Here is a 21,616-nt window from a genome sequence, read left to right on the forward strand (position 1 = left end):
TAGCTTAAAGCAAAGAAAAATGTTGTACATTCAATGTGTAAAGATCGAGAGCGTAAATTATGTGTATCGTGGCATTGGCTTGGCGGGTTCTGGATCAGAGCTCATTATGTCTGATTTCAAATCGGGATGAGTTCTATCAGCGTCCTACGCAGGAGCTGCATGAATGGGAGAATAGTCCGATAATTGCCGGACAGGATCTACAGTCGGGCGGCACCTGGATGGGGATTACGGCTTCTGGTCGCTGGGCGGTGATTACCAATTTTCGTGATGGGCAGGACAAAGGGCATTATCCGACTTCACGTGGACATATCATCCAGAACTTTTTAGATTCTGACTTAACGCCGATTCGTTTTGCTCAAGATCTGGAACAACGCCAGTGTGACTATGCCGGCTTTAACCTGTTTATCGGCGACCAAGATCAGGCGGTGTATATGAGCAATCGCGGTGAAGCACCACAAGTACTGGCGCATGGCGTCTATGTGGTTTCGAATGGCCTGATGAGTGAAGACTGGTACAAGACCCGACATTTACGTAAACGCTTTACCCAGGAATTTTTACCGATGCTGCAACACCAGGAGATCGCAGAAGCAGATTTGTGTCATGCAGTCTGGGATATTCTGGAAGATGAACGTAAGGTGATTCCTGAACTTCTGCCAGATACCGGCATCTCCGTGGAAATGGAACAGCTGCTGTCTTCGACTTTTATTCAGAGTCCGGCCTATGGCACCCGCTGCTCAAATTTTTTGAGAATGCAGCAGGGACGATGGCACTGGATCGAGAAGTCACAACAAGGTGCGACCGCAGGTCAAACTATTGAGAAAATAATTAGCCTGAAATAATCACCGGATATAAAAAATGCCGACTTGACGTCGGCATTTTTGAATAACAGCTTTTTTATACGCTCGCTTGTTCCAAAGCCTCACCCGCAATGGCGCCACCATCTTTACGGGTAATGACCACAGTTGCAGAGCGAGGTACTTTGCCTAAACGGCTATAACGCTCGCTTTGGTTGGCTGGCCATGCACCCCCTGGATGCTGAACGTTGACAAAGATCGCTTTATAGTCCGGGGTAATAGTCACGCCGGTAATTTCACAACTCGATGGACCAGTCAAAAAGCGACGAACACGATCATTGCTGAGTTTGGCACCAACAAAGGTTTCCTGTCCTTCTGCTTTGGTGCTGGCTGCAAGCGCTTTAGCACCATCACCCACAGTACCCGGAAGTGCTGCCAACATCATGCAGTTGGTTTCATCGGTGTACTGACCATCATCCGTCTGAATCCACAGAATACCGCGCGGATCGAACCACATGCCATCCGGGCTGGAGAAGTCATTTAAATCATCCAGACCTGACAGGTTGATGTTAGAAGCAGCACGTGCTTCTGCACCGAACAGGAAAATATCCCAAGCAAAACTTGTCGCTGTAACTGTATTTTTAGCTTCACTGAAACGAATGATATGACCATTCATATTGCCTGAATTGCTGGCGCTTGAACCTTTAAAGTCGATGTAGCTACGTGGGTTGGCAGCATCAGTTTCATATGCACGACCACGGTTGCTGTTGTTGGTTAAGGTTACATACACTTCACCATTTTCGGGATTCACGGCAACCCATTCTGGACGGTCCATTTTGGTCGCACCAACATGGTCAGCAGCAAGACGGGCATTGATGACGATGTCATCCTGGCCTGCAAATGGATAGATTTCATTGGCAGTAGTTAAACCATTTTTGCCATGAGTCAGTTCTAGCCATTCACCTGTACCGTCATCATTGAATTTAGCGACATATAATGTCCCTTTATCCATGTATTTATCACCAGCAGTATAACCACCATTGACGTCTTTCGGATCCCAGACGGCTTCAGAAACAAATTTATAGATATATTCGCCGGTCGCGTCATCACCCATATAGAACGCTAATGGCTGACCCGGAATAGGGTTGCTACAGCGGCAGTCTTCGTGTGCAAAACGACCCAGTGCAGTACGTTTAACTGGATGTGTAGTCGCGCTAAATGGATCAATTTCTACAATGAAGCCACAGGTATTCATGACATTACGATAATCTGCTAAAGCATTTGCGCCTTTAACTGAAATATCCCAACGATCATAAAGTCCTTTATCACCGGTTAATTCAGCAACAGGAGTATTCCAGCGGTACTGAGACGAATGGGCATCAGTACCACCACGACCATAACGAGATAATGAAATTTCTTCTTTTGCAATAGCGCGGGTGTCGTTGGCTTGACGAGCGAAATAACCACTCCAGTTTTCTTCAGCCGTTAAGTAAGTTCCCCATGGCGTATAACCATTACCACAGTTGGCAAAGGTACCGCGAGTCAACGTCCCATCTGGTGAGAAAATAGTTTTGACGAGGTCAGAACCACGCGCTGGTCCATTAATTTCCATCTCGGTTGCTGCAGTGATACGACGGTTAAAATTAGAATTTAAGTTGATTTTAACGTCTTGTGTATTTGCATCTTTGCTGATCTCAATAACAGAAACACCATGCGCATTCACTTCACGGAGTACCTGATCTTCTGGACGTACACCATCGATGGTAATTGTACCTTCTGGTGTATGGAGCTGAGATTGTTGTAGATATTCGTGGTTTAAAACAAGTAAACCTTGTGTTGATTCTTTGGCAGCATAATTTTTGTTGGTTGGATGCATACCGAAGAAGCTCATACCATCATGGTTATCGCCTGAACGGAACTGGTAAGAAGCACCAGAAGCTAAGGTTGCATCGGTCTTTTCTGGATAAGCAGGGTTGATTGGATCGCCGACCGCATACAATACTTTGAGCTCATAACCTTCAGGAACACTGAAGAAGTTTTGGGTATTCTTGCGAACCGGCTCAAAGACTAATTTATTCGGACGTGCTTTTAGATCACTCCAGGCATGTTGATCTGGGTTAGTGGTGTCTGGCGGTGTAGTTGGATTACCGTCAGGAGTACCAGAATCATTATCATCATCTGAACAACCACTGACTGTTGCTGCAAATGCTAATGCCATTGCCCCACTTGTAGTTTTTGCAATAAAGCTGCGGCGACTAGTATATTGATCCAGAATCGTTTGGAAGTGCGTGTTGTTTGAGTTGTTACTGTCTTCAACCAGATCCTGGCAAGGTATCATGTCTTCATTTTTCATTTTAAAGTCCCAATTAAAAAATAAGTGCTTGGTGGTGTAGAAGTTTTCAATACCTTAAGCTTGGGATATGACAGTAATCTTAAGAAAATATTTCATTAAAGTTAAATAAATCAGTATTTTATTTAAATTAAAAAAACAAAAAGACAGCCAGAGCTGCCTGAGTAAGTCGATATTTTTGTTGTTTTGGCTGGTTATTGTTATTCAGTCTTTAACCGACGTTTTTCAATCAGTTTCCCTGCCAGCAAACCCAGTTCAAACAGTAGCCACATCGGGACAGCCAGCATGATCATCGACAGGGCATCCGGAGGGGTGACAAACATCGCTACAAAGAAGCAGCCCACAATAATAAAGCGCCGTTTCTCTACCAGAGTCTGTGTCGAAACTGCGCCAATCAAGATCAGAACCAGGGTAATAATAGGAATTTCAAAGGTAAAACCAAAGACCAGAAACAGCTTTAAACAGAAGCTGAGATAACTGTTAATGTCGGTCATCGGTGCCACAGTTTCCGGCGAAACACTGATAAAAAAATGCAGAATTGAGGGCAATGCCACAAAGTAGGCAAAGCTGATGCCGGTATAAAACAGCACGATACTGCCGATCAAAAGTGGCAAGGCCAGGCTCTTTTCCTTGGCATACAACGCAGGCTTAATAAAGGTCCAAAGCTGATACAGGATAAACGGCATCGCGATCATCAGCGCGACAAAGAAGTTCAGCTTAAAAGGTGCCATGAAGGTTGCAGTGACATCTGTGGCAATCATGGTTGAGCTGGCAGGTAGCTGTGCACGCAAGGGTTCGGACAACCCTTGGTAAGTCTGATTGGCAAAGGGTAATAAGCAGAAAAACAGGCCAATCAGGACAGCAACCACTTTAAACAGATGCTTTCTTAAGATGATCAAATGCTGGGTAATCGGCATCTGTTCAAGATTCAGCGCTGCAGCATCATTTGAGGCGGGTGTGGTCGGTAAGGATGTCATACGGCCACCTTCATTTTTGTATAGCGTTGTTCTGAAATCATGGTTTGAATTGCTGTAGGCTTAGGTAAATACACGGAGGATACGGGCTGTTGCACCGGCTGATAGCTGAGCAAGGGCTGAGCAGACTGAGGTTTTATTTTTACTTGATCAGCTGCAATCGGCTGCTGCAAATCTGTCATTTGTGCCTGCATCTTGGCTTCCAGTTCCTGAATCCGTTGCATTTCAGCTTGCATCTGTTCACGTAGCTCGGACAGGCGCAATTCACGATCAAGATCATTCTGAACATTGCTCACCATACGCTTGATCTTGCCGTACCATGTTCCGACAAAACGTACTGCTTCCGGAAGCTTATCTGGTCCAAGGACCAAAAGCGCAATAATCCCGAAAATCAGCAGCTCGGTCATTCCGATATTGAGCATAGCGAACTCTTAACTTTTAACCGAATGTTCAGGCGTTTTGACCTGGGCATCAATGGTGCGCGGCTCTGCAAGCTTGGCCTGTTCAGCCTCTTCATCTTTGACTGATTTTTTAAAGTCTTTAATCGCGCCGCCGACGTCTTTACCCAGATTTTTAAGTTTTGATGTACCGAACAATAAAATCACCACAATTGCAAAAATCAGCACATGCCAAATTGATAATCCTGCCATTATTTTATCCTCTATATTTTATGTACCTATCTCAGCAGGCTTGTATGACAGCGCGGTGACGCTTTGATGACAGTTTGCCGACACGGCAGCAGGGGAATGAATCACTCATATAAAAAAATTCATAATTCAATGAAAAGTATGCTGTGCTAGCATACAGCCTGATATGGAAATCTCAGCAGCATTGTCATGGCCTTGATTCTTCCCCTCCTGTCTTTTCTGATCGGTTACTGGGGTGTGCAATATTTAAAACCGGTTCGCCCTCTCTTGGCAGCTTTATTGGCACGGGTCCTGATTCCGGTACTGATTATTTACAATATGGTGTTTTACCAAGAGAGCAGTTTGTGGCTGATTGCCTTCAGCTTTTTCTGTTCCTGCGTATTCTTTGCCTTGTTTTATTTCACCCTGAAAAATAAACTGCGTGCCTTATGCCTGAGCTATTTAAATGGGGCATGGCTGGGAATTCCTTTTGCACTGGCAGTTTTTGGCCCGCAAGCGACCAGTACCGTAGTTGCCCTGTACATCGGTGGTTCCTTGTTTGGCAATGTCTGTGCGGTGATGGCAGTCAGTGAAGCCAGACAAGACACGCGTTATATTTTAAAAAATGTGTTGTTCTCACCTCCGGTGGTCGCTTTGTCGATGGCAGCTTTATTGTCATTTTGGGATTTGAATCACTGGCAACAAGTGGCTTGGGTCGAGATACTGTATCAAGCCAATAAAGTGCTGGTGACTTTTAGTGGTATGTGTGTACTGGGGATGTGGCTAAGCAATGTGCGGATCAGCCGCTTCGATTTAATGCGCAGTCTGCAACTTATTTTTTGTCGTGGGCTATTTGCTGTTTTACTGTGTGGCGCAGCTTATTTTTATTTGCCGATTCCACAGCAGACGCTGACTTATGCGGTAATGCTGATGTTCTTTTTATTGCCGCCTGCAGCCAATATTGTGGCACTGGAAACCCATTATCAGGGAACGGGCCATTCCGCCAAATATATTGCCTCGGGAACTTTGGCCAGTGCGATCTTGATTGCCCTATATGGGGCAGTCGTGCATGTATTGATGCCTACACTATAGATTCCCTCTCTTTTTAGGAGATGAGAAACGCTGTTTCGCAAGGGGAGAGGTGTATTTTAAAAATCCCTCACCCCAGCCCTCTCCCAAAGGGAGAGGGGTAATGAGAGGCGGAACTTACTTCGCCAAACTCGCCTTAAAAAACTGCATCGCTTGTCCACGATGACTGATTTTGTTTTTCTGTTCCTTACTCATTTCAGCACTAGCAATACCCAGTTCAGGTAACCAGAACAACGGGTCATAGCCAAAACCATTTTCACCACGTGCAGCTTCCAGAATTTCCCCGTGCCAGACACCCTGAAAGACTTGCGGTAAGGGGTCTTCGGCATGTTGGACCAGTGCCAGTACACAAACAAACATACCCTCAATTGCTTCACCCTCTTGGCGTAAGGGTTTGAGATCGGCCAGCAGTTTTTCATTATTGGCGGCATCGTTGCCATGCTCACCGGCATAACGAGCCGAGTAAATGCCGGGAGCACCTCCAAGAACAGGCACACAAATACCTGAATCATCTGCAATAGCAGGTTTTCCGGAAATTTTAGAAGCATGGCGAGCCTTAATAATGGCATTTTCGACAAAGCTTAGACCATCTTCGATCGCATCTTCGATATTCAACTTGCCCTGAGCCACGACTTCAACCGGCAGTTGTAACTCGGCAAACAGTTTTTCAAACTCGGCAATTTTACCTTTGTTATTACTCGCCAATACCAGTGTGCCTTGGGATAACCAGTCAGTTGCAGCCATGTCAAAAACTCATTATTAGATAAAGAATGGGTGTTATTTTAGCAACGGATGAAGAATTTGCGGCAATAAAAAAGCACCCGAAGGTGCTATTTATACCATTCAGCTTATTGTGCCTGAATCCATCTGTCGGCACGATCACGCGCCTGACGGATCTGCTCTTGGGTTAAATTCGCCGCCAAGGCAGTTTTTCTGCCTTCCGACAGCGTAATCACCTTATTGTCGAGCATGCCATCACGGGTAGAAAGTTCATACCACTGGTACGCACCCATGTAGTTTTTCTTTTTCTCTTCCATCATTGCCAGGTTAAAGCTGGCACGGTTATCGCCACGGCTGGCCGCTTTTTCAAAATACTGACGTGCCAGCGCTTCATCTTTTCTGGTGCCAATACCATCGGCCAGCATACGGCCAACATTCAGCTGTGCAACTGCCAGACCTTGATCCGCAGCAGCTTTATACCAGGCAAAGGCCTGACGTTCATCTTTCTGGATGTCTTTACCATACTGGTATTTGGTGGCCAGATAAAACTGTGCACCGGCCTGACCAGCTTTCGCTGCTTTGGTCAGACTGTTGATATCCATGATGGAATACTGAGCCGCTTGACTGGCAACAGAAGGACTCGGTGCAACATAATCTGCATGGGCTTGCATGCCAAAAAGTCCAGCCAGTAGCGTCGTACTTAATAATAATTTTTTCATAGCGCGCTCACTCGATAAATTGCGACTTCACCAAATAGATTCGGGAGATGCTTGCTCAGCAAACTATCTTCTTGATTCCCGTTCACAGCGAGTCGATTAATAATTTTGATATTATTTTCCGCACAAAGTGCTTCAAAATCACGAAATGTACATAAGTGGATATTCGGGGTGTTATACCACATATACGGCAAGGCTTCAGAAACCGGCATTCTCCCTTTGATTGCCAAGAAAGACCGGGTCTTCCAATGTGCAAAGTTCGGAAAGGTAATAATGGCCTGTTTCCCCACACGCACCATATCACGCAATAATACGTCAGGTGCATCTACAGCCTGCAAAGCTTGTGCCATGACCACATTGTCAAAAGACTGGTCGGCAAAACGGCTTAAACCGAGGTTTAAGTCCTGCTGGATGATATTTAACCCGCGACTGACCGCAATTGCAATCTTTTCCTGATCAATTTCTAATCCGTATGCACGAATATCGTGCTTTTTACTCATTTGTGCCAGCAGTTCACCGTCGCCACACCCGAGGTCGAGTACGCTAGAACCGGGCTTGATCCACTTTTCAGCGAGTTGTTGATCGATACGCATTATACGGCCTCCTTTGGTGTTGCTTTCAGGTGTTCTTCACCACCCAGGAATGCACGCAAAGATTTTACATAGAGCGGAATAGGGAACAGGAAAGAGTCATGACCCTGTTCGGCATCAATATCCAGATAGCTCACAGGTTTATGGTTGCTAATTAAAGCATCCACGATTTCCTGTGAGCGGGCAGGAGTAAAACGCCAGTCAGTCGTGAATGACACCACCAGGAATTTGCACTGGGTATTGGCCATGGCTTTTTTGAGCGACTGTTCATATTCACGCGACGGATCAAAGTAATCCAGCGCTTTGGTCATGATCAGATAGGTATTGGCATCAAAGTTACGGCTGAACTGCTCACCCTGATAACGTAAATAGCTTTCGACTTGAAATTCGACATCGAAACCATACATAAATTTGCCTGATTTTAAATCGCGGCCAAATTTCTGTTTCATGGCTTCTTCGGACAGGTAGGTAATATGACCGACCATACGTGCCAAAATCAGGCCACGTTTTGGATAGCTGTCATTTTCCAGATAACGACCATTATGGAAATCCGGGTCTGACAAAATCGACTGACGTGCCACTTCGTTAAAGGCAATATTCTGTGCAGAAAGCTTTGGAGCGCTGGCAATGATCACGCATTTTCTTAAACGGTTTGGATAATCCACTGACCATTGCAATGCCTGCATGCCACCCAGTGAACCGCCAATGATGGCATCCCAGGTATCAATCCCTAAACGGTCAGAAAGCAGGGCTTGGGTTTTGACCCAGTCCCGTACAGTCACTAAAGGAAAATCAGGACCATAAGGGCGGTTGTCATTTTCCGGGTTCGGAGAAGTTGGGCCGGTCGAACCACTACAGCCACCAATATTATTCAGTGAAACCACAAAGAATTTTGACGTATCAATGGCTTTTCCGGGGCCAATACAGGCATCCCACCAGCCTGGTTTTTTATCATCTTCATGATGATAACCTGCGGCATGGTGATGACCGGAAAGGGCATGACAAATCAGAATGGCATTGGACTTATCGGCATTGAGTTCGCCATAAGTTTCAACCATCAGTTCAAAACGGGGGAGGATGCGACCGCATTCAAGCTCTAACGGCTCTTCAAATTGGAACTTTTGTGGGACAACAATGCCCACTGAGTCAGCTGGAAAAGACACGGGAGGGATTCGCCTTAAAATCTTGAGTATGAATAATAAAAGGATACCATTTGCAGGTATCCTTCTAAAGTCTTTTTAATGCTATGGATTATTGCTAATTCTAATACCGTGTTTAGACGGCAGCAGCAATCACCTGATCGGTGCTTAACACACCTTGATCAATCAGACGGTTGGTCGAGGCAATAATCGCTTCGATGGAAGAGGTCACGATGTTGTCATGTACCCCTGCACCAAAGGCAGATTTACCGGTACCTTTTACCTGAAGTTCGATCAAGGCCAAAGCTTTGGCATGTGCACCAGAACTGATGCTGCGCTCTTCATAGTTTACAACATCAATCGGTAACTGAAGTGCATCCAAAATCGCAGAAATTGGACCATTGCCTTCACCACGAACACGACGTGACTGGCCATCAATTTCAAGATCAAGCTCAATCACCTGATTGCCATTATCATCTGACAATTTGTAGTTTTTCGCAGAATAGTGAACGTTTTTAGCATCCACATAAGTTTCCTTGAACAACTTCCAGATTTCAGTCGCACTGATTTCAGTGCCTTGCTCATCGGTACGTTTTTGTACGATCTGAGAGAATTCAATCTGTAAACGACGCGGCAAGATCACGTTGTAGTTCGATTCTAACAAGTAGGCAATACCGCCTTTACCTGATTGTGAATTGACACGAATTACTGCGTCATAGTCACGGCCCAAATCTTTGGGGTCGATTGGCAAGTACGGCATATCCCAGATTTCTTCGTTTTTCTGGAACTCGAAACCTTTTTTGATGGCATCCTGATGTGAACCCGAGAATGCTGTGAAGACCAAATCACCAGCATATGGATGACGCGGGTGCACAGGTAAACCGGTACATTCTTCCACAGTCGCAATGATTTCATTGATGTTGGAGAAATCTAAATTCGGTGTTACACCCTGGGTATACATGTTCAAGGCAATCGCAGCCACGTCGACGTTACCGGTACGTTCACCATTTCCGAAGACACAGCCTTCAACACGGTCAGCACCAGCCATGATTGCCAATTCAGATGCCGCGATGCCACAACCACGGTCATTATGACAATGTACAGAAATGATCACGCCGTCGCGGCGCTGGATATTGCGGTGCATCCATTCAATCTGATCGGCATAGACGTGTGGACCTGAAACTTCTACCGTTGCAGGTAAGTTTAAGATCACTTTATTCTCTGGAGATGCTTCCCAGATTTCAGTGACGGCATCGCAGACATCTTTCGCGACTTCTAATTCGGTTGCAGTAAAACATTCTGGGCTGTACTGAAATACGAATTCAGTTTCCGGCTGTTTTGCGGCATATTCTTTCACTTTTTGTGCAGCATTAATGGCTAACTGTTTTGCACCCTCAACATCAACATTCAAAACTTTATTGCGGAATGTCGGCGAGTTAGAGTTATAGATATGTACAATGGCACGTTTCGCACCTTGTAAAGATTCAAAGGTACGTTGAATCAAGTGATCACGTGCCTGAACCAAGACCTCGATATAAACGTCATCCGGAATATGACCTTCTTCAATCAATTTACGGGTGAAATCGAAGTCAATTTGTGATGCTGACGGGAAGCCGATTTCAATATGCTTGAAACCGATTTTGACCAACATCTGGAACATCTTGAATTTCTGCTCCATGTTCATTGGCTCAAAGATCGCTTGGTTACCGTCACGCAGGTCAGTACTCATCCAGATTGGCGCTTTGTTGATTTCATTGTTCGGCCATTGACGGTCTGGTAAGTCCACACGTTGATACATGCGACGGTATTTTTTACTTGGATCAGCCAACATCATGAGAGAGCTCCTTATGCTAACTTGGGTACCGTAATCTTGGTTAAAGCGGTGCGTGGGTCAGCGGCATAGATTTTGTCTATTCATTGGGTTTTAGTGACAGTCTGGTTCAAACCTGAAATATGGTCTAAATATTGGTGGTTTAGCTCTACCAAATGCACTAAATGCCTTACTTATAATTTAAAGTTTAATCCACTTATCCCGAAAAGTTTTTGCTATTTTTATGGATTTTAGTCGTATGGTAATAAAGATTTTCTTATAAAGTTTAAGTATTGAAAAATATTTTCACTTATTTTAAATATAGTATTTTATATTTTCTTGATTTGGACATAATGCGTTATTTATTACGTTCAATAGTGCCATAACGCAGTATATTTTAATAAAAAATAAATCCAGTGATTTCCAAAGATCATTGAAGTCAGGGCATCTTTTAAAGTTCAGCCCATTTACGCATTAAATTATGATACAGATTGGTCAGTTTCATAACTTCTGCATGCTGATCACCCAGCTGCATTCTCAGATTTTGAATACTCTGATCCAGATTAAACAGCATATGCCGCTCTGCATCATCACGGATCATGCTTTGTACCCAAAAAAATGAAGCAATTCGACAACCGGCAGTGATTGGCGTGACTTCATGCAAGCTGGTCGACGGATACAGAATCATATCACCGGCAGGAAGTTTCACTTCGTGATAACCGTAAGTGTCTTCGACCACCAGTTCACCACCGACATATTCGTCCGGCTCACTTAAAAAAACCGTACAGGATAAATCCGTTCTGAGGCGTTCATTGCTGCCGCGAATACGACGAATCGAATTGTCGACATGAAAGCCGAAAGATTCATTATTTTCATAGCGGTTAAAAAGCGGGGGAATAATATCCAGTGGAATCGCCGCCGATAAAAACAGAGCATGCTGTCCCAGCGATTCAAGAATGATCGTACTTAAATGCTGGGTCAGGGGATGATCTTCAGGTAATTGCTGATTCTGTTTCACCGTCGCAGAGAGCGTACCCGCGGTAACCTTGCCATTGACCCACTCAATCTTATTCATCTCCTCACGGAAATATTGCACCTGTTCTTTGCTCAGTACATTTGGAATATGATGCAGCACGAGAAACCCCTGAATAATCGTCTTTTAAAAATAACATAGCCCCCATCAGGAGGCTATGCGGTTGCATTGAATTAATATTTAAAGTTGACTGCTAACACTGCACTACGGCCTTCTGCTTCGGTCGCATAATGAGATGAATAGGCTTTTGTGAAGTAGCGTTCATCAGACAGGTTGTTGACGTTTAATTGCAAATCAACATTTTCATTCACGTTATAACGCGCCATGGCATCATAGCGAACATAGCCCGGTACAAACTTGGTATTAGTAGCATTACCATAGACTTTGTCCATTGCGACGGCACCAGCACCTAGGGTTAAAGCAGGAGTTACTGCATAAGTAGTCCAAAGGGTTGCACTGTTTTTCGCGACGTTTTGAACCTGATTACCATTACTTCTATTGGAAATGTAGATTGGAGCTGCTGTAGTGCCAATATTTTCATAACCACCATCAACTAACTCACTGTCTAAATAAGTATAACCAGCAGAAACTGCCCATTTATCCGTGATATTACCGTTTACGCCTAGCTCAATACCATCGACACGAGTTTCACCAATATTACTTGTGGTGCCATCATCTCCGGTCGCACGAGTATTGGTTTTTTCCGTGCGGAAAATAGCTGCAGTCAGGTTGAGCTTATCATTCAAGACATCCCATTTAGTTCCTAACTCTATGGTCCGGACTTCTTCAGGTTTAAGATTATTTATTGCAGCTGTAATCCCTTCAGAACCATCGCCACCATCTACACCGACTGGATTAGACGAAGTCGCATAACTTGCATAGATACTGCCATTTTCAACTGGTTTAAAAGTAAGACCGGCTTGATAGTTGATGAAATCTTTATCATTTTTAATCGTAACTTGATCGCCAGCACTTGCTGTAATCGGTGTATTGTTTGCACCAGTAACTGCATTATTTCGTGCACCATAAGTCATGGTTTGCTCAGTTGAGTAGTCATCCCAACGAACGCCCAAATCTAAAAGCCACTGAGGGGTGAATTCAATACTATCCAGAAAATAAACAGACTTTGATTTGCTCTCGATATTGTAACGGTCAGCACCATTGGTACTTAACATACCTGTCCATGGAGCACGGTTAGGGTTCTGTACAGAAGTACACCAACCTGATGCAATATTGGTGACATCACCGCAAGCAGCATACGCGCTACCTGTCGCATTTAGGCCATTAATAATATATTGCGTACGATCAGTTTCCTGATCTGAATATTCGGCACCTAGATTAAAACTATGTTTAAGCATACCGGTATTAAATTTACCGGTTAAAGCAAGTTGGTCGGTAAAAGCATCAGTATCTGCTACACGTGAGTTGGCACGTGCCCAAACATTTCCTGTTAATTCACTTGTAAAACCTGCTTTGTTGTAAAAGTTACCCTGAGAGTCATCTGGATTGGTCCAAAGGTAATCATTCTTAGAGTTGCCATACACAGCAGTATTGCTAATGGTTAGATTGTCAGTTAAGTCATGTTCTAATTTGATGGTTCCGATCTGATTTTCTTGTTTTTGGAAATCACGATCTTTCCAGCCGTAATATTGACCTTGTTTAACGTCAATTGGCTTGCCATTTCCATTTAATGGACGATAGTCAGTTGCTGTTGCAGTTCTTGGAGCAGCAAATGGGTTGTTATACGGGATACCTGAGTCAGGCGTATCGTCCGATTTTAAGTAGTAATAACTGAGAGTCGCGCGAGTAGGGGTGTCCAGACCAAAGCTAATACTCGGTGCAATACCGGCACGTTTATATTCTGCACCGTCTTTCTGGCCGGCTTTTTCATTTTGATGCCCCATGACTGCCACACGTGCCGCAATACCATTACCAAAGTCTTTGTTACCATCTAAAGTAATACGTTGATAATTATCTGTGCCGCCAGCGACCGAACCTTCTAGAAAATCGCCTGCTTTAGCGACTTTAGAAATCATGTTAATGCTACCGCCAGTGGTGCCTGCACCGCCCATGGCAGAAGCAGAACCTTTGGTCACTTCAACTTGTTCTACCGCAAACATTTCACGGTTTTGTGAGGTGGCATTACGAACGCCGTCTACATACATCGAACTTTCAGAGTTATAACCACGAATAAATGGACGGTCACCATTCGGATTACCACCTTCACCTGCACCCAAGGTAATCCCCGGAACTGTACGCAGTGCATCAGCTAAAGTCGTCACTTGTGTATCGGTAATCAGCTGTTTTGAAATCACTGAAACTGACTTGGGGGTGTCGAGTAAAGGCGCAACAAATTTGCTATTCGCAGATTGATCTACTTTTAAGCTGGGTGCTTTTTCAGCTTTGACTTCTTGATGAATAGTCTCTAACTGGATCACCTGTTCTTCTGCCATCGCAGATGCAGCTACCATTGATAAAGATGAAACAATTGCAGAGGAAACGATTTTTTTACGTGTTTTAATGAAGGTCATGTTAAACCTAATAAATGAATGCTAAAAATGTATGCGAATAATAATGATTCTTGTTTTTATTTTTATCTTTTTATCATGGGAATTCATGATCTTTAAGAAAATATTAAATGAGTTTTTAAATGTAATGATATAACAATATCTACTTAAGTTTTTGATTTTAATAAATATTGATAAATCAATCTGATTATTAAATTTTTATTGAGAATAATGATGTCTATAAAGGGACATAAATTAGGGATTTTTCGTGGAGTACTAATCTAGCGATAATAAAAAACCCTGCCAGGGCAGGGTTTTAAATAACTTTCACTTAAATATTAGAAGTCATATGAAACAGATAGCCAGTAGTTACGGTCTGGAATATAAGTACCCGCTAAACCACTCGTCGTTTTAGTATATAGGAAAGCATTTTCAACTTCGTTATCACTATTAATAAATGACTTATAGTCGCCAAAGTCTTTGTTCAATAAGTTATTCACACGACCTGAAACAGTAACTTGATTGTTGACTTTATAAGATGCACCTAAATTAAATAGCTCATAGGCTTTTAACTTATTGCCGACAGCATCAATTTCACGACTTACATTGACATCGCTTAAATCAGGATCTATGAAACGTACACGGTCAGATTTATATTCAGCTTCTAACCAGGTAGTGAACTTATCATTCACATACCAAGTTCCTGTGAAGTTCAAAGCGTGACGAGGTGTATTTTCAATAGGATTACCTTTATTTTCACCTTCGGTAATTTCAGACTCTAACCAAGTATAGTTTGCTTTTACATCAAAGCTTGGAGAAATTTCATATTTAGCACTAAGTTCCACACCGTAGCTTTCAGCTTCGCCTGCATTGCCTTTAAAGCTAAAGTTTTGCTGATTATCAAAACTGCCTACAGTCATGCAGTTGTTTGCAGGTGCTTGTCCTGTTGGGCGACCTGCCCATAAACAGTTTTCAACGACGCGTGCATCACTGATGATAATATCTTTAAACTGAGTAAAGAACGCAGTGGTAGCTAAAGAGAAATTAGACAAGTTGTCGTAAACGAAACCAAGTTCATAGTTTGTGGTTTCTTCAGGCTTAAGATCTGGGTTGCCCAAAGTCACGTTTCGGCCTTGTGAGCTAAAACCATTGATTCCATTATGAAGGTCATTCGCTGTTGGAACTTTATAGCCAGTACTTATACCACCTTTTAAAATCAACTGATCATTGGTGTTCCAAACTAAATATGCGCGAGGTGTAAAGTGACCACCAAAAGCACTATGGTCTTCGTAGCGACCACCGAAAGTGAATGCAAGAGAATCCGTTAGATTCCATTCATCCTCAGCGAACACAGACCAAGAATCTTGTTTAAAAGCAACTCCATTACCTGCTGAGTTATCGATGGTTTCACCATCTTTATATTCAACACCAGCTGTAAGTTTATGGTTGCCAAGTGTTGAAATAATACGAGAATCAACGGTTAGGTCTTTATTTTCTAAAATACGATCTTGTGTACCATCTGAATAATAATTGTATTCAGGTACATTTCCTTTTGGAAGACGACGGCCTTCTTGTTCAGAAGAAACATAGTTTGCAAATGTTTTCCATTGACCTAAGCTAAGCTCAGCATCTACACCTGCAGAAATACGATCTCTTAAGAATTTGATCTCGTCTTTATATGAACCAATTCCTGATGGTAAACCTGTCGTACGGTTGAATTCGTAAAGTTCACCTAAACGGGCATCACTATTATCAAAACGTTGTTTAGCATGATCAAAGTCTACCCAAGTAGAGACATTATCATTTACATTTAGCGTAAGTTTTGTACCCACAGCATAATTATTTGCTTCTACTGTACGTGGGTCACGACCTTGGCTACCTTCATCAATAGTTTTTGCGGGGGTAACAAGTCGATCTGATTGATCGCGGTGGAAAAACTCGCCACGTACTTGTATACCAAGTTTATCTTGAATCACTGGACCATTAACAACTGCACTGGTTTTCCAGTTATTACCAATATCAGAATTTTCTTGAATATTCTGTTCAACAGAAACGTTACCATTCCATTCTGATGCAACTTTCTTGGTAATAATATTAATGATACCGCCCATGGCATCAGAACCATAAAGGGTAGACATAGGACCACGAATGACTTCAATACGTTCAATAGAAGCTAATGGTGGCATAAAGCTTGTACTAAATTCACCAAAACCATTTGGACCAATTGAACCAGAAGTATTCTGACGCTGACCATCGATCAAAATAAGAGTGTAAGATTGATTCAGACCACGCATTTGGATATTTAAACCACCAGTTTTGCCTTGGCCATTTCGTACGTCGACACCTGGTACTTCACTGAGCGCATCTGCAATACTGGTAATACCTTTTTTCTTTAATTCTTCTGCGGTTACTACACTAATTGAAGCAGGCGCATTTTTAATATCTTGTTCAAAACCCGCCGCTGAAACCACAATCGTAGACATTTGATGTGTTGTTGTAGGAGTCGCTGTCTCGTTCACAGTCTCTGCAAAAGTAGATGTTGCTGTAACCCCAAGAATTGCCAATGTAAGTGGACGAAGACTAAAACTATGCATGACCAGATTCCCGAACCGAAGAATAAATTAGTATTGTTGCTCAAATAAGAAACTGGATATTAATGATAGTATTTATCATTTGCAATAAAAATATACATTTTCTCTATTTAAATTGGGTTGACTAGGTATCTGGAAAGGTGGCAATTCAAGTGAAAAAAGGGCTTAAAAACTGGAACTCGCGCGTATTTTTTGTATATCCTTAAATGTTGTCATATAATGTGGCACATTTTTATAAACCTGTTATAACCTAATATATAGAGGAAGCCATGCAAGTAACTTCTGAAGCGGTTTCGGGCGTTGCCCGTCGTTTAAATGTTTCTGTACCGACGAGCCGTATTAATGAGCAATTTGAAGCTCGTTTAAAGCGCACTGCTAAAACTGCGAAGATCAACGGCTTCCGTCCAGGTAAAGTGCCTGTAAACGTAGTTCGTCGTGAATACGGCGCGGGTATCTACCAAGAAGTAGTAAACGATATTATTCGTGACACAGTTTTCGAAGCGATCCAGCAAGAAAAAATCAATGCTGTGGGCATGCCAAACATCGAAAAAACTGAAATGAAAGACGACGCGCTGGTATATACAGCGACTGTTGAAGTTTATCCAGAAATCGAAGTGAAATTCGACGGTTTGGAAGTTGAGCGTAAAGCAGCTGAAGTAAATGACAAAGACGTTGAGAAGATGATTGAAAATCTTCAAAAACAACGTGCTGCTTGGGCTGAAACAAAAGGCATGGCTAAAAAAGACATGCAAGTAACTTTTGATTTTGAAGGTTCAATCGACGGCGAAAAATTTGAAGGCGGTTCTGCAGAAGACTTCAAACTAGTACTTGGTTCTGGTCGTATGATCCCTGGCTTCGAAGACGGTATCGTTGGTATGAAGAAAGGCGAAGAGAAAGTGATTGATGTAACTTTCCCTGAAGACTACCAAGCTGAAAACCTTGCTGGTAAACAAGCTCAATTCAAAATCACTGTGAAGCTTGTTGAAAAGCAAAAACTTCCAGAAATCGATGCTGAATTCCTGAAAATCTTCGGTGTATCTGAAGAAGAAGGCGTTGAGAAGTTAAAAGCTGACGTTCGTAAAAACATGGAACGTGAAGTGAAGAATGGCCTTCGCAACCAGGTTAAAGGCGCGACTTTCGATGCACTTGTAGCTGCAAACGAAGTTGAACTTCCAGCTGCTATGCTTGCTCAAGAAATTGACCGTCAACGTCAACAAATGATCCAGCAGTTCACACAGCAGTTTGGTGCTCAAGGTGCGAAAGCATTTGATTCAAGCATGCTTCCAGACGAATTGTTCAAAGAACAAGCTGAAAAATCTGTAAAACTTGGCGTACTTGTAAGCCGTGTTTTAGCTGATGCGAAAATTGAAGTAGATGCTGCACGCGTTGAAGCGTACATCGAAGACATGGCTTCTTCTTATGAAGATCCAAACGAAGTAATTGAATACTTCAAAAACGATGCGCAACAACGTGCCCAAATCGAAGCAGTTGTACTAGAAGACCAAGTTGTTGATTACATTTTGGCTTCTGCTAAAGTAACTGATGCGACTGTAAGCTATGAAGACTTATTGAAAGAGCAGCAAGCTCGTCAACAAGGCTAATTTAGCTTTCGATAAAAAAGGCGCTTAATGCGCCTTTTTTTCATATTGATGCCTGAAAAAAGCATTTCTGTTTTTCACAAAACTAATGCAAAAAATATAATGGATTTGTTGGCGAATTTTTTGCAATTTCAGTGATTATCCCTCATATTGTGATTATGGGTTAGGTCACAAAAAATTTAGGAATAAATAAACGTATGTATGTTCCAACGATTGAAAACGCTTTAGTGCCAATGGTGGTAGAACAATCCTCTCGTGGTGAGCGTTCTTTTGATATTTATTCACGCCTTTTGCGTGAACGTGTAATTTTTATGACGGGCGAAGTTGAAGACAACATGGCGAACCTGATCGTTGCGCAAATGTTGTTTTTAGAGGCGGAAAATCCAGATAAAGATATTCATCTATATATCAACTCACCAGGCGGTTCGGTAACTGCAGGTATGGCGATTTATGACACCATGCAGTTTATCAAACCTGATGTCGTAACGTACTGCATGGGTCAGGCAGCATCAATGGGGGCGTTCCTGCTGAATGCCGGTACCAAAGGCAAGCGTTATTGCCTTGAAAATGCCCGTGTCATGATTCACCAGCCTTTAGGTGGTTTCCGTGGTCAGGCTTCAGATATTGAAATTCATGCACGTGAAATCCTGTTTATTAAAGAACGTTTAAACCGTTTAATGGCTGAACACAGCGGTCAGGATTACGAGAAAGTTGCACGTGATACAGACCGTGACAACTTTATGACTGCTCAGCAAGCGAAAGAATACGGTCTTGTGGACGAAGTTTTAACTAAACGTCCATAAGTTTTAAAGATTGAGATAGTGGAGTAAATATGTCCGAACATCCTCAAGGACAAAAGCATTGTTCATTTTGCGGTAAAACGCAGTCTGAAGTCGGGAAGCTGATTGCAGGCGAGGACGCATACATTTGTAACGAATGTGTGGACGTATGCTTAGATTTGGTTCAAACCAGTCAGCAGGTGGAAACCAATGACTGGGCCAATCGTCCTTTGCCGAAACCGCATGAAATTCGTGCGGCCTTGGATCAATATGTGATTGGTCAGGACGTCGCGAAAAAAACCTTGTCAGTTGCGGTCTATAACCATTACAAGCGCTTGAAAGTGCAAAATAATGGCAAGAAAGCTGATGATTCAGTCGAGCTTTCAAAAAGTAATATTATGTTGGTTGGTCCGACAGGATCGGGCAAAACCTTGCTTGCACAAACGCTGGCACGTCTTCTTGATGTTCCATTTGCCATGGCAGATGCAACGACACTGACCGAAGCAGGTTATGTGGGTGAAGATGTAGAAAACATCGTACAGAAGCTTTTGCAAAAAGCAGATTACGATGTCGAAAAAGCGCAAAAGGGCATTATCTATATCGATGAGATCGACAAGATTACCCGCAAGTCTGAAAACCCATCCATTACACGTGATGTATCAGGTGAAGGGGTTCAGCAAGCATTATTGAAAATGATTGAAGGCACGGTTGCATCAATTCCGCCACAAGGTGGACGTAAGCATCCGCAGCAGGAATTCATTCAGATTGATACCTCGAACATCCTGTTTATCTGTGGTGGTGCATTCTCAGGACTTGAGAAAATTGTACAGCAACGTCAGGAAAAAGGTGGCATCGGCTTTACTGCAGAAGTGCGTAAAAAAGATGAAACCAAGAAACTGTCCGACTTGTTCCGTCAAGTTGAAGCAACTGATCTGGTAAAATTTGGTTTGATTCCAGAATTTATTGGTCGTTTGCCAGTGATTGCCACTTTAGACGAGTTGGATGAAGAAGCACTGATGCAGATTCTGACTGAGCCGAAGAATGCGTTAACCCGTCAGTATCAACATCTGTTTGATATGGAAGATGTGGATCTGGTTTTTGAAGAATCGGCATTACGCGCAGTGGCTAAGAAAGCAGTTGAGCGTAATACAGGCGCGCGTGGTTTACGTTCGATCCTAGAAAATTCATTGCTGGAAACCATGTATGACTTGCCAAGCCGTAGCGATGTCGGCACTGTCGTCATCAATGAAGCTGTGATTAAAGGTGAAGCAGAGCCGGAATACCGTGCCGAGCGTCAGCCACATGATCAGCAAGAGACAGCAACAAAAATAGATTTAAAGGTCGTAAATAGCAAATCTGCTTAATTGCTATTCGTCCGAAACGTGCGAAAACTCCGTGTTTTCGCACGTTTTTTATTTCCAAAAATAAAACTCGGTGTTAATCTGGTTCACTAGGCGTGGATGCCTAAAACTTATAAAAACAAATCGCAAAGCACTTGCATACAAAAGAATAAAGACGCAGTGAGGGATAAGCATGCGTGGAGTCGCAATTGTACTCATCAGCAGTTTGGCATTGCTGGGGTGTCATGGTAAGAAAGCCGTCGTTGAGCCTACACAGCCACTCAGCACTTTAAAAAATATCGATCTTGAAAAAAAACCGGGCTTTGTCGAGCAGCATCGTATCGGTATGTTTACCATTGGCGGTTGGGTCAATCAAAAGCAGGGCAACCAGTTTCAGACGGTGAAACCACAGCATGATGAAGCCGCTATTGTATATTTATACCGGCCCGATTCTAGATGGAACCGTCAGGAAATTGTCGCTGCCAGCCTGTTTATCAATCAAGAACATATTCCAAGCTTATTGCACAACCATTATTACTGGATTGAAGTGCCTGCAGGGACGTATCGTTTGAGTACCAGTCGACCGCTAGGCGCGCTGCATTTCCAGAAACCTAAATATCTGGATTTTACTGTCGAAGCGGGACAGTCTTATTTTATTAAATATGATGAAGAGAATATCAGTACACGCCGGAGTGTTTCCGGGCCGCTCATGCTGATGCCGGAAAAAGTTGGCCTGAATGAAATTGCTTTTACTCAGCTAAAATCAGACAGTTTTAACTTCGTGGCACAAGATCAGGAAACAGGCCAGATTCGTAAAAAAGCCCAAAAAATTGAACCGACTGCTTATGATCCATCATTAGATGTACAGTTGGAAGCACCTTTTAAACTTTGGGATCCGCGGACTTGGTAATTGATATTTTATTGAGAAAATATAATAAAAAAGCACCCATTCAAGGTGCT

At 43.0% G+C, this 21,616-nt stretch carries 18 protein-coding genes; 6 read left to right on the plus strand and 12 right to left on the minus strand.

The genetic code is table 11. From position 1 onward, the window contains the following. Window positions 1–59 precede the first annotated feature (59 nt). Window positions 60–839: an NRDE family protein gene (locus MWG72_RS03430; RefSeq protein WP_005245943.1), complete on the plus strand. Its 780-nt coding sequence runs from the start codon at window positions 60–62 to the stop codon at window positions 837–839. Between the two features lie 55 nt (window positions 840–894). Here the strand turns inward: MWG72_RS03430 and MWG72_RS03435 are convergent, their stop codons facing one another. The 4 genes from MWG72_RS03435 to tatA all read right to left on the minus strand — a co-directional run bounded on the left by MWG72_RS03435 (window position 895) and on the right by tatA (window position 4,768). Continuing rightward, window positions 895–3,147: a PhoX family protein gene (locus MWG72_RS03435; RefSeq protein WP_247143234.1), complete on the minus strand. Its 2,253-nt coding sequence runs from the start codon at window positions 3,145–3,147 to the stop codon at window positions 895–897. A 197-nt stretch (window positions 3,148–3,344) separates the two neighbouring features. Continuing rightward, window positions 3,345–4,121: a twin-arginine translocase subunit TatC gene (gene tatC, locus MWG72_RS03440; protein ID WP_180037958.1), complete on the minus strand. Its 777-nt coding sequence runs from the start codon at window positions 4,119–4,121 to the stop codon at window positions 3,345–3,347. Further along, entirely contained in the window at window positions 4,118–4,540 is a 423-nt protein-coding gene (gene tatB / locus MWG72_RS03445; RefSeq protein ID WP_191112044.1) for a Sec-independent protein translocase protein TatB, read from the minus strand. The genes tatC and tatB overlap by 4 nt, the downstream gene beginning before the upstream one ends. A 9-nt stretch (window positions 4,541–4,549) precedes the next feature. Further along, window positions 4,550–4,768 carry a Sec-independent protein translocase subunit TatA gene (gene tatA / locus MWG72_RS03450; RefSeq protein WP_004729524.1) on the minus strand — a complete coding sequence of 73 codons (219 nt, stop codon included), beginning with the start codon at window positions 4,766–4,768 and terminating at the stop codon, window positions 4,550–4,552. Window positions 4,769–4,954: 186 nt separating this feature from the next. Between tatA and MWG72_RS03455 the strand changes: the two genes are divergently transcribed. Next, window positions 4,955–5,836, plus strand: coding sequence for an AEC family transporter (locus tag MWG72_RS03455; protein WP_247143235.1), 882 nt, complete (start codon window positions 4,955–4,957; stop codon window positions 5,834–5,836). Window positions 5,837–5,950: 114 nt separating this feature from the next. On the opposite strand, the gene rdgB is transcribed toward MWG72_RS03455, so the two are convergent. The 8 genes from rdgB to MWG72_RS03495 all read right to left on the minus strand — a co-directional run bounded on the left by rdgB (window position 5,951) and on the right by MWG72_RS03495 (window position 16,942). Further along, the gene (gene rdgB, locus MWG72_RS03460; RefSeq protein WP_184412655.1) at window positions 5,951–6,577 is read right to left on the minus strand and encodes an RdgB/HAM1 family non-canonical purine NTP pyrophosphatase; all 627 of its coding nucleotides are present in this window, start codon (window positions 6,575–6,577) and stop codon (window positions 5,951–5,953) included. A 104-nt stretch (window positions 6,578–6,681) separates the two neighbouring features. Further along, a complete protein-coding gene (locus MWG72_RS03465; RefSeq protein WP_004647420.1) occupies window positions 6,682–7,272 on the minus strand; it encodes a tetratricopeptide repeat protein in 591 nt (196 codons plus the stop codon). After that, a complete protein-coding gene (gene metW, locus MWG72_RS03470; protein ID WP_004278415.1) occupies window positions 7,269–7,862 on the minus strand; it encodes a methionine biosynthesis protein MetW in 594 nt (197 codons plus the stop codon). Before metW ends, MWG72_RS03465 begins: the two co-directional genes overlap by 4 nt. Then, window positions 7,862–9,022: a homoserine O-succinyltransferase MetX gene (gene metX, locus MWG72_RS03475; protein WP_247143236.1), complete on the minus strand. Its 1,161-nt coding sequence runs from the start codon at window positions 9,020–9,022 to the stop codon at window positions 7,862–7,864. The genes metW and metX overlap by 1 nt, the downstream gene beginning before the upstream one ends. A gap of 112 nt (window positions 9,023–9,134) precedes the next feature. Further along, on the minus strand, window positions 9,135–10,832 hold the full coding sequence (leuA, locus tag MWG72_RS03480; RefSeq protein WP_247143237.1) for a 2-isopropylmalate synthase: 1,698 nt from the start codon (window positions 10,830–10,832) through the stop codon (window positions 9,135–9,137). Window positions 10,833–11,259: 427 nt separating this feature from the next. Beyond that, window positions 11,260–11,943: a Fe2+-dependent dioxygenase gene (locus tag MWG72_RS03485; protein WP_224216997.1), complete on the minus strand. Its 684-nt coding sequence runs from the start codon at window positions 11,941–11,943 to the stop codon at window positions 11,260–11,262. Window positions 11,944–12,014: 71 nt separating this feature from the next. Beyond that, complete coding sequence (locus MWG72_RS03490; protein WP_247143238.1) at window positions 12,015–14,372, minus strand: TonB-dependent receptor; 2,358 nt, start codon at window positions 14,370–14,372, stop codon at window positions 12,015–12,017. 314 nt (window positions 14,373–14,686) lie between these two features. After that, on the minus strand, window positions 14,687–16,942 hold the full coding sequence (locus tag MWG72_RS03495) for a TonB-dependent receptor domain-containing protein (protein ID WP_005245956.1): 2,256 nt from the start codon (window positions 16,940–16,942) through the stop codon (window positions 14,687–14,689). A gap of 266 nt (window positions 16,943–17,208) precedes the next feature. On the opposite strand from MWG72_RS03495, the gene tig reads away from it, so the two are divergent. The 4 genes from tig to MWG72_RS03515 all read left to right on the plus strand — a co-directional run bounded on the left by tig (window position 17,209) and on the right by MWG72_RS03515 (window position 21,566). Continuing rightward, entirely contained in the window at window positions 17,209–18,540 is a 1,332-nt protein-coding gene (tig, locus tag MWG72_RS03500) for a trigger factor (protein WP_004647426.1), read from the plus strand. A gap of 194 nt (window positions 18,541–18,734) precedes the next feature. Next, a complete protein-coding gene (gene clpP, locus MWG72_RS03505) occupies window positions 18,735–19,340 on the plus strand; it encodes an ATP-dependent Clp endopeptidase proteolytic subunit ClpP (protein WP_004647427.1) in 606 nt (201 codons plus the stop codon). A gap of 29 nt (window positions 19,341–19,369) precedes the next feature. Then, window positions 19,370–20,680 (plus strand): ATP-dependent protease ATP-binding subunit ClpX, encoded by a 1,311-nt coding sequence (gene clpX / locus MWG72_RS03510; protein ID WP_004278407.1) that lies wholly within the window; start codon window positions 19,370–19,372, stop codon window positions 20,678–20,680. Between the two features lie 169 nt (window positions 20,681–20,849). Then, the gene (locus MWG72_RS03515) at window positions 20,850–21,566 is read left to right on the plus strand and encodes a DUF2846 domain-containing protein (protein WP_180087108.1); all 717 of its coding nucleotides are present in this window, start codon (window positions 20,850–20,852) and stop codon (window positions 21,564–21,566) included. Window positions 21,567–21,616: the final 50 nt, after the last annotated feature.

It is taken from the genome of Acinetobacter lwoffii (genome assembly GCF_022967985.1).
Taxonomy (GTDB): domain Bacteria; phylum Pseudomonadota; class Gammaproteobacteria; order Pseudomonadales; family Moraxellaceae; genus Acinetobacter.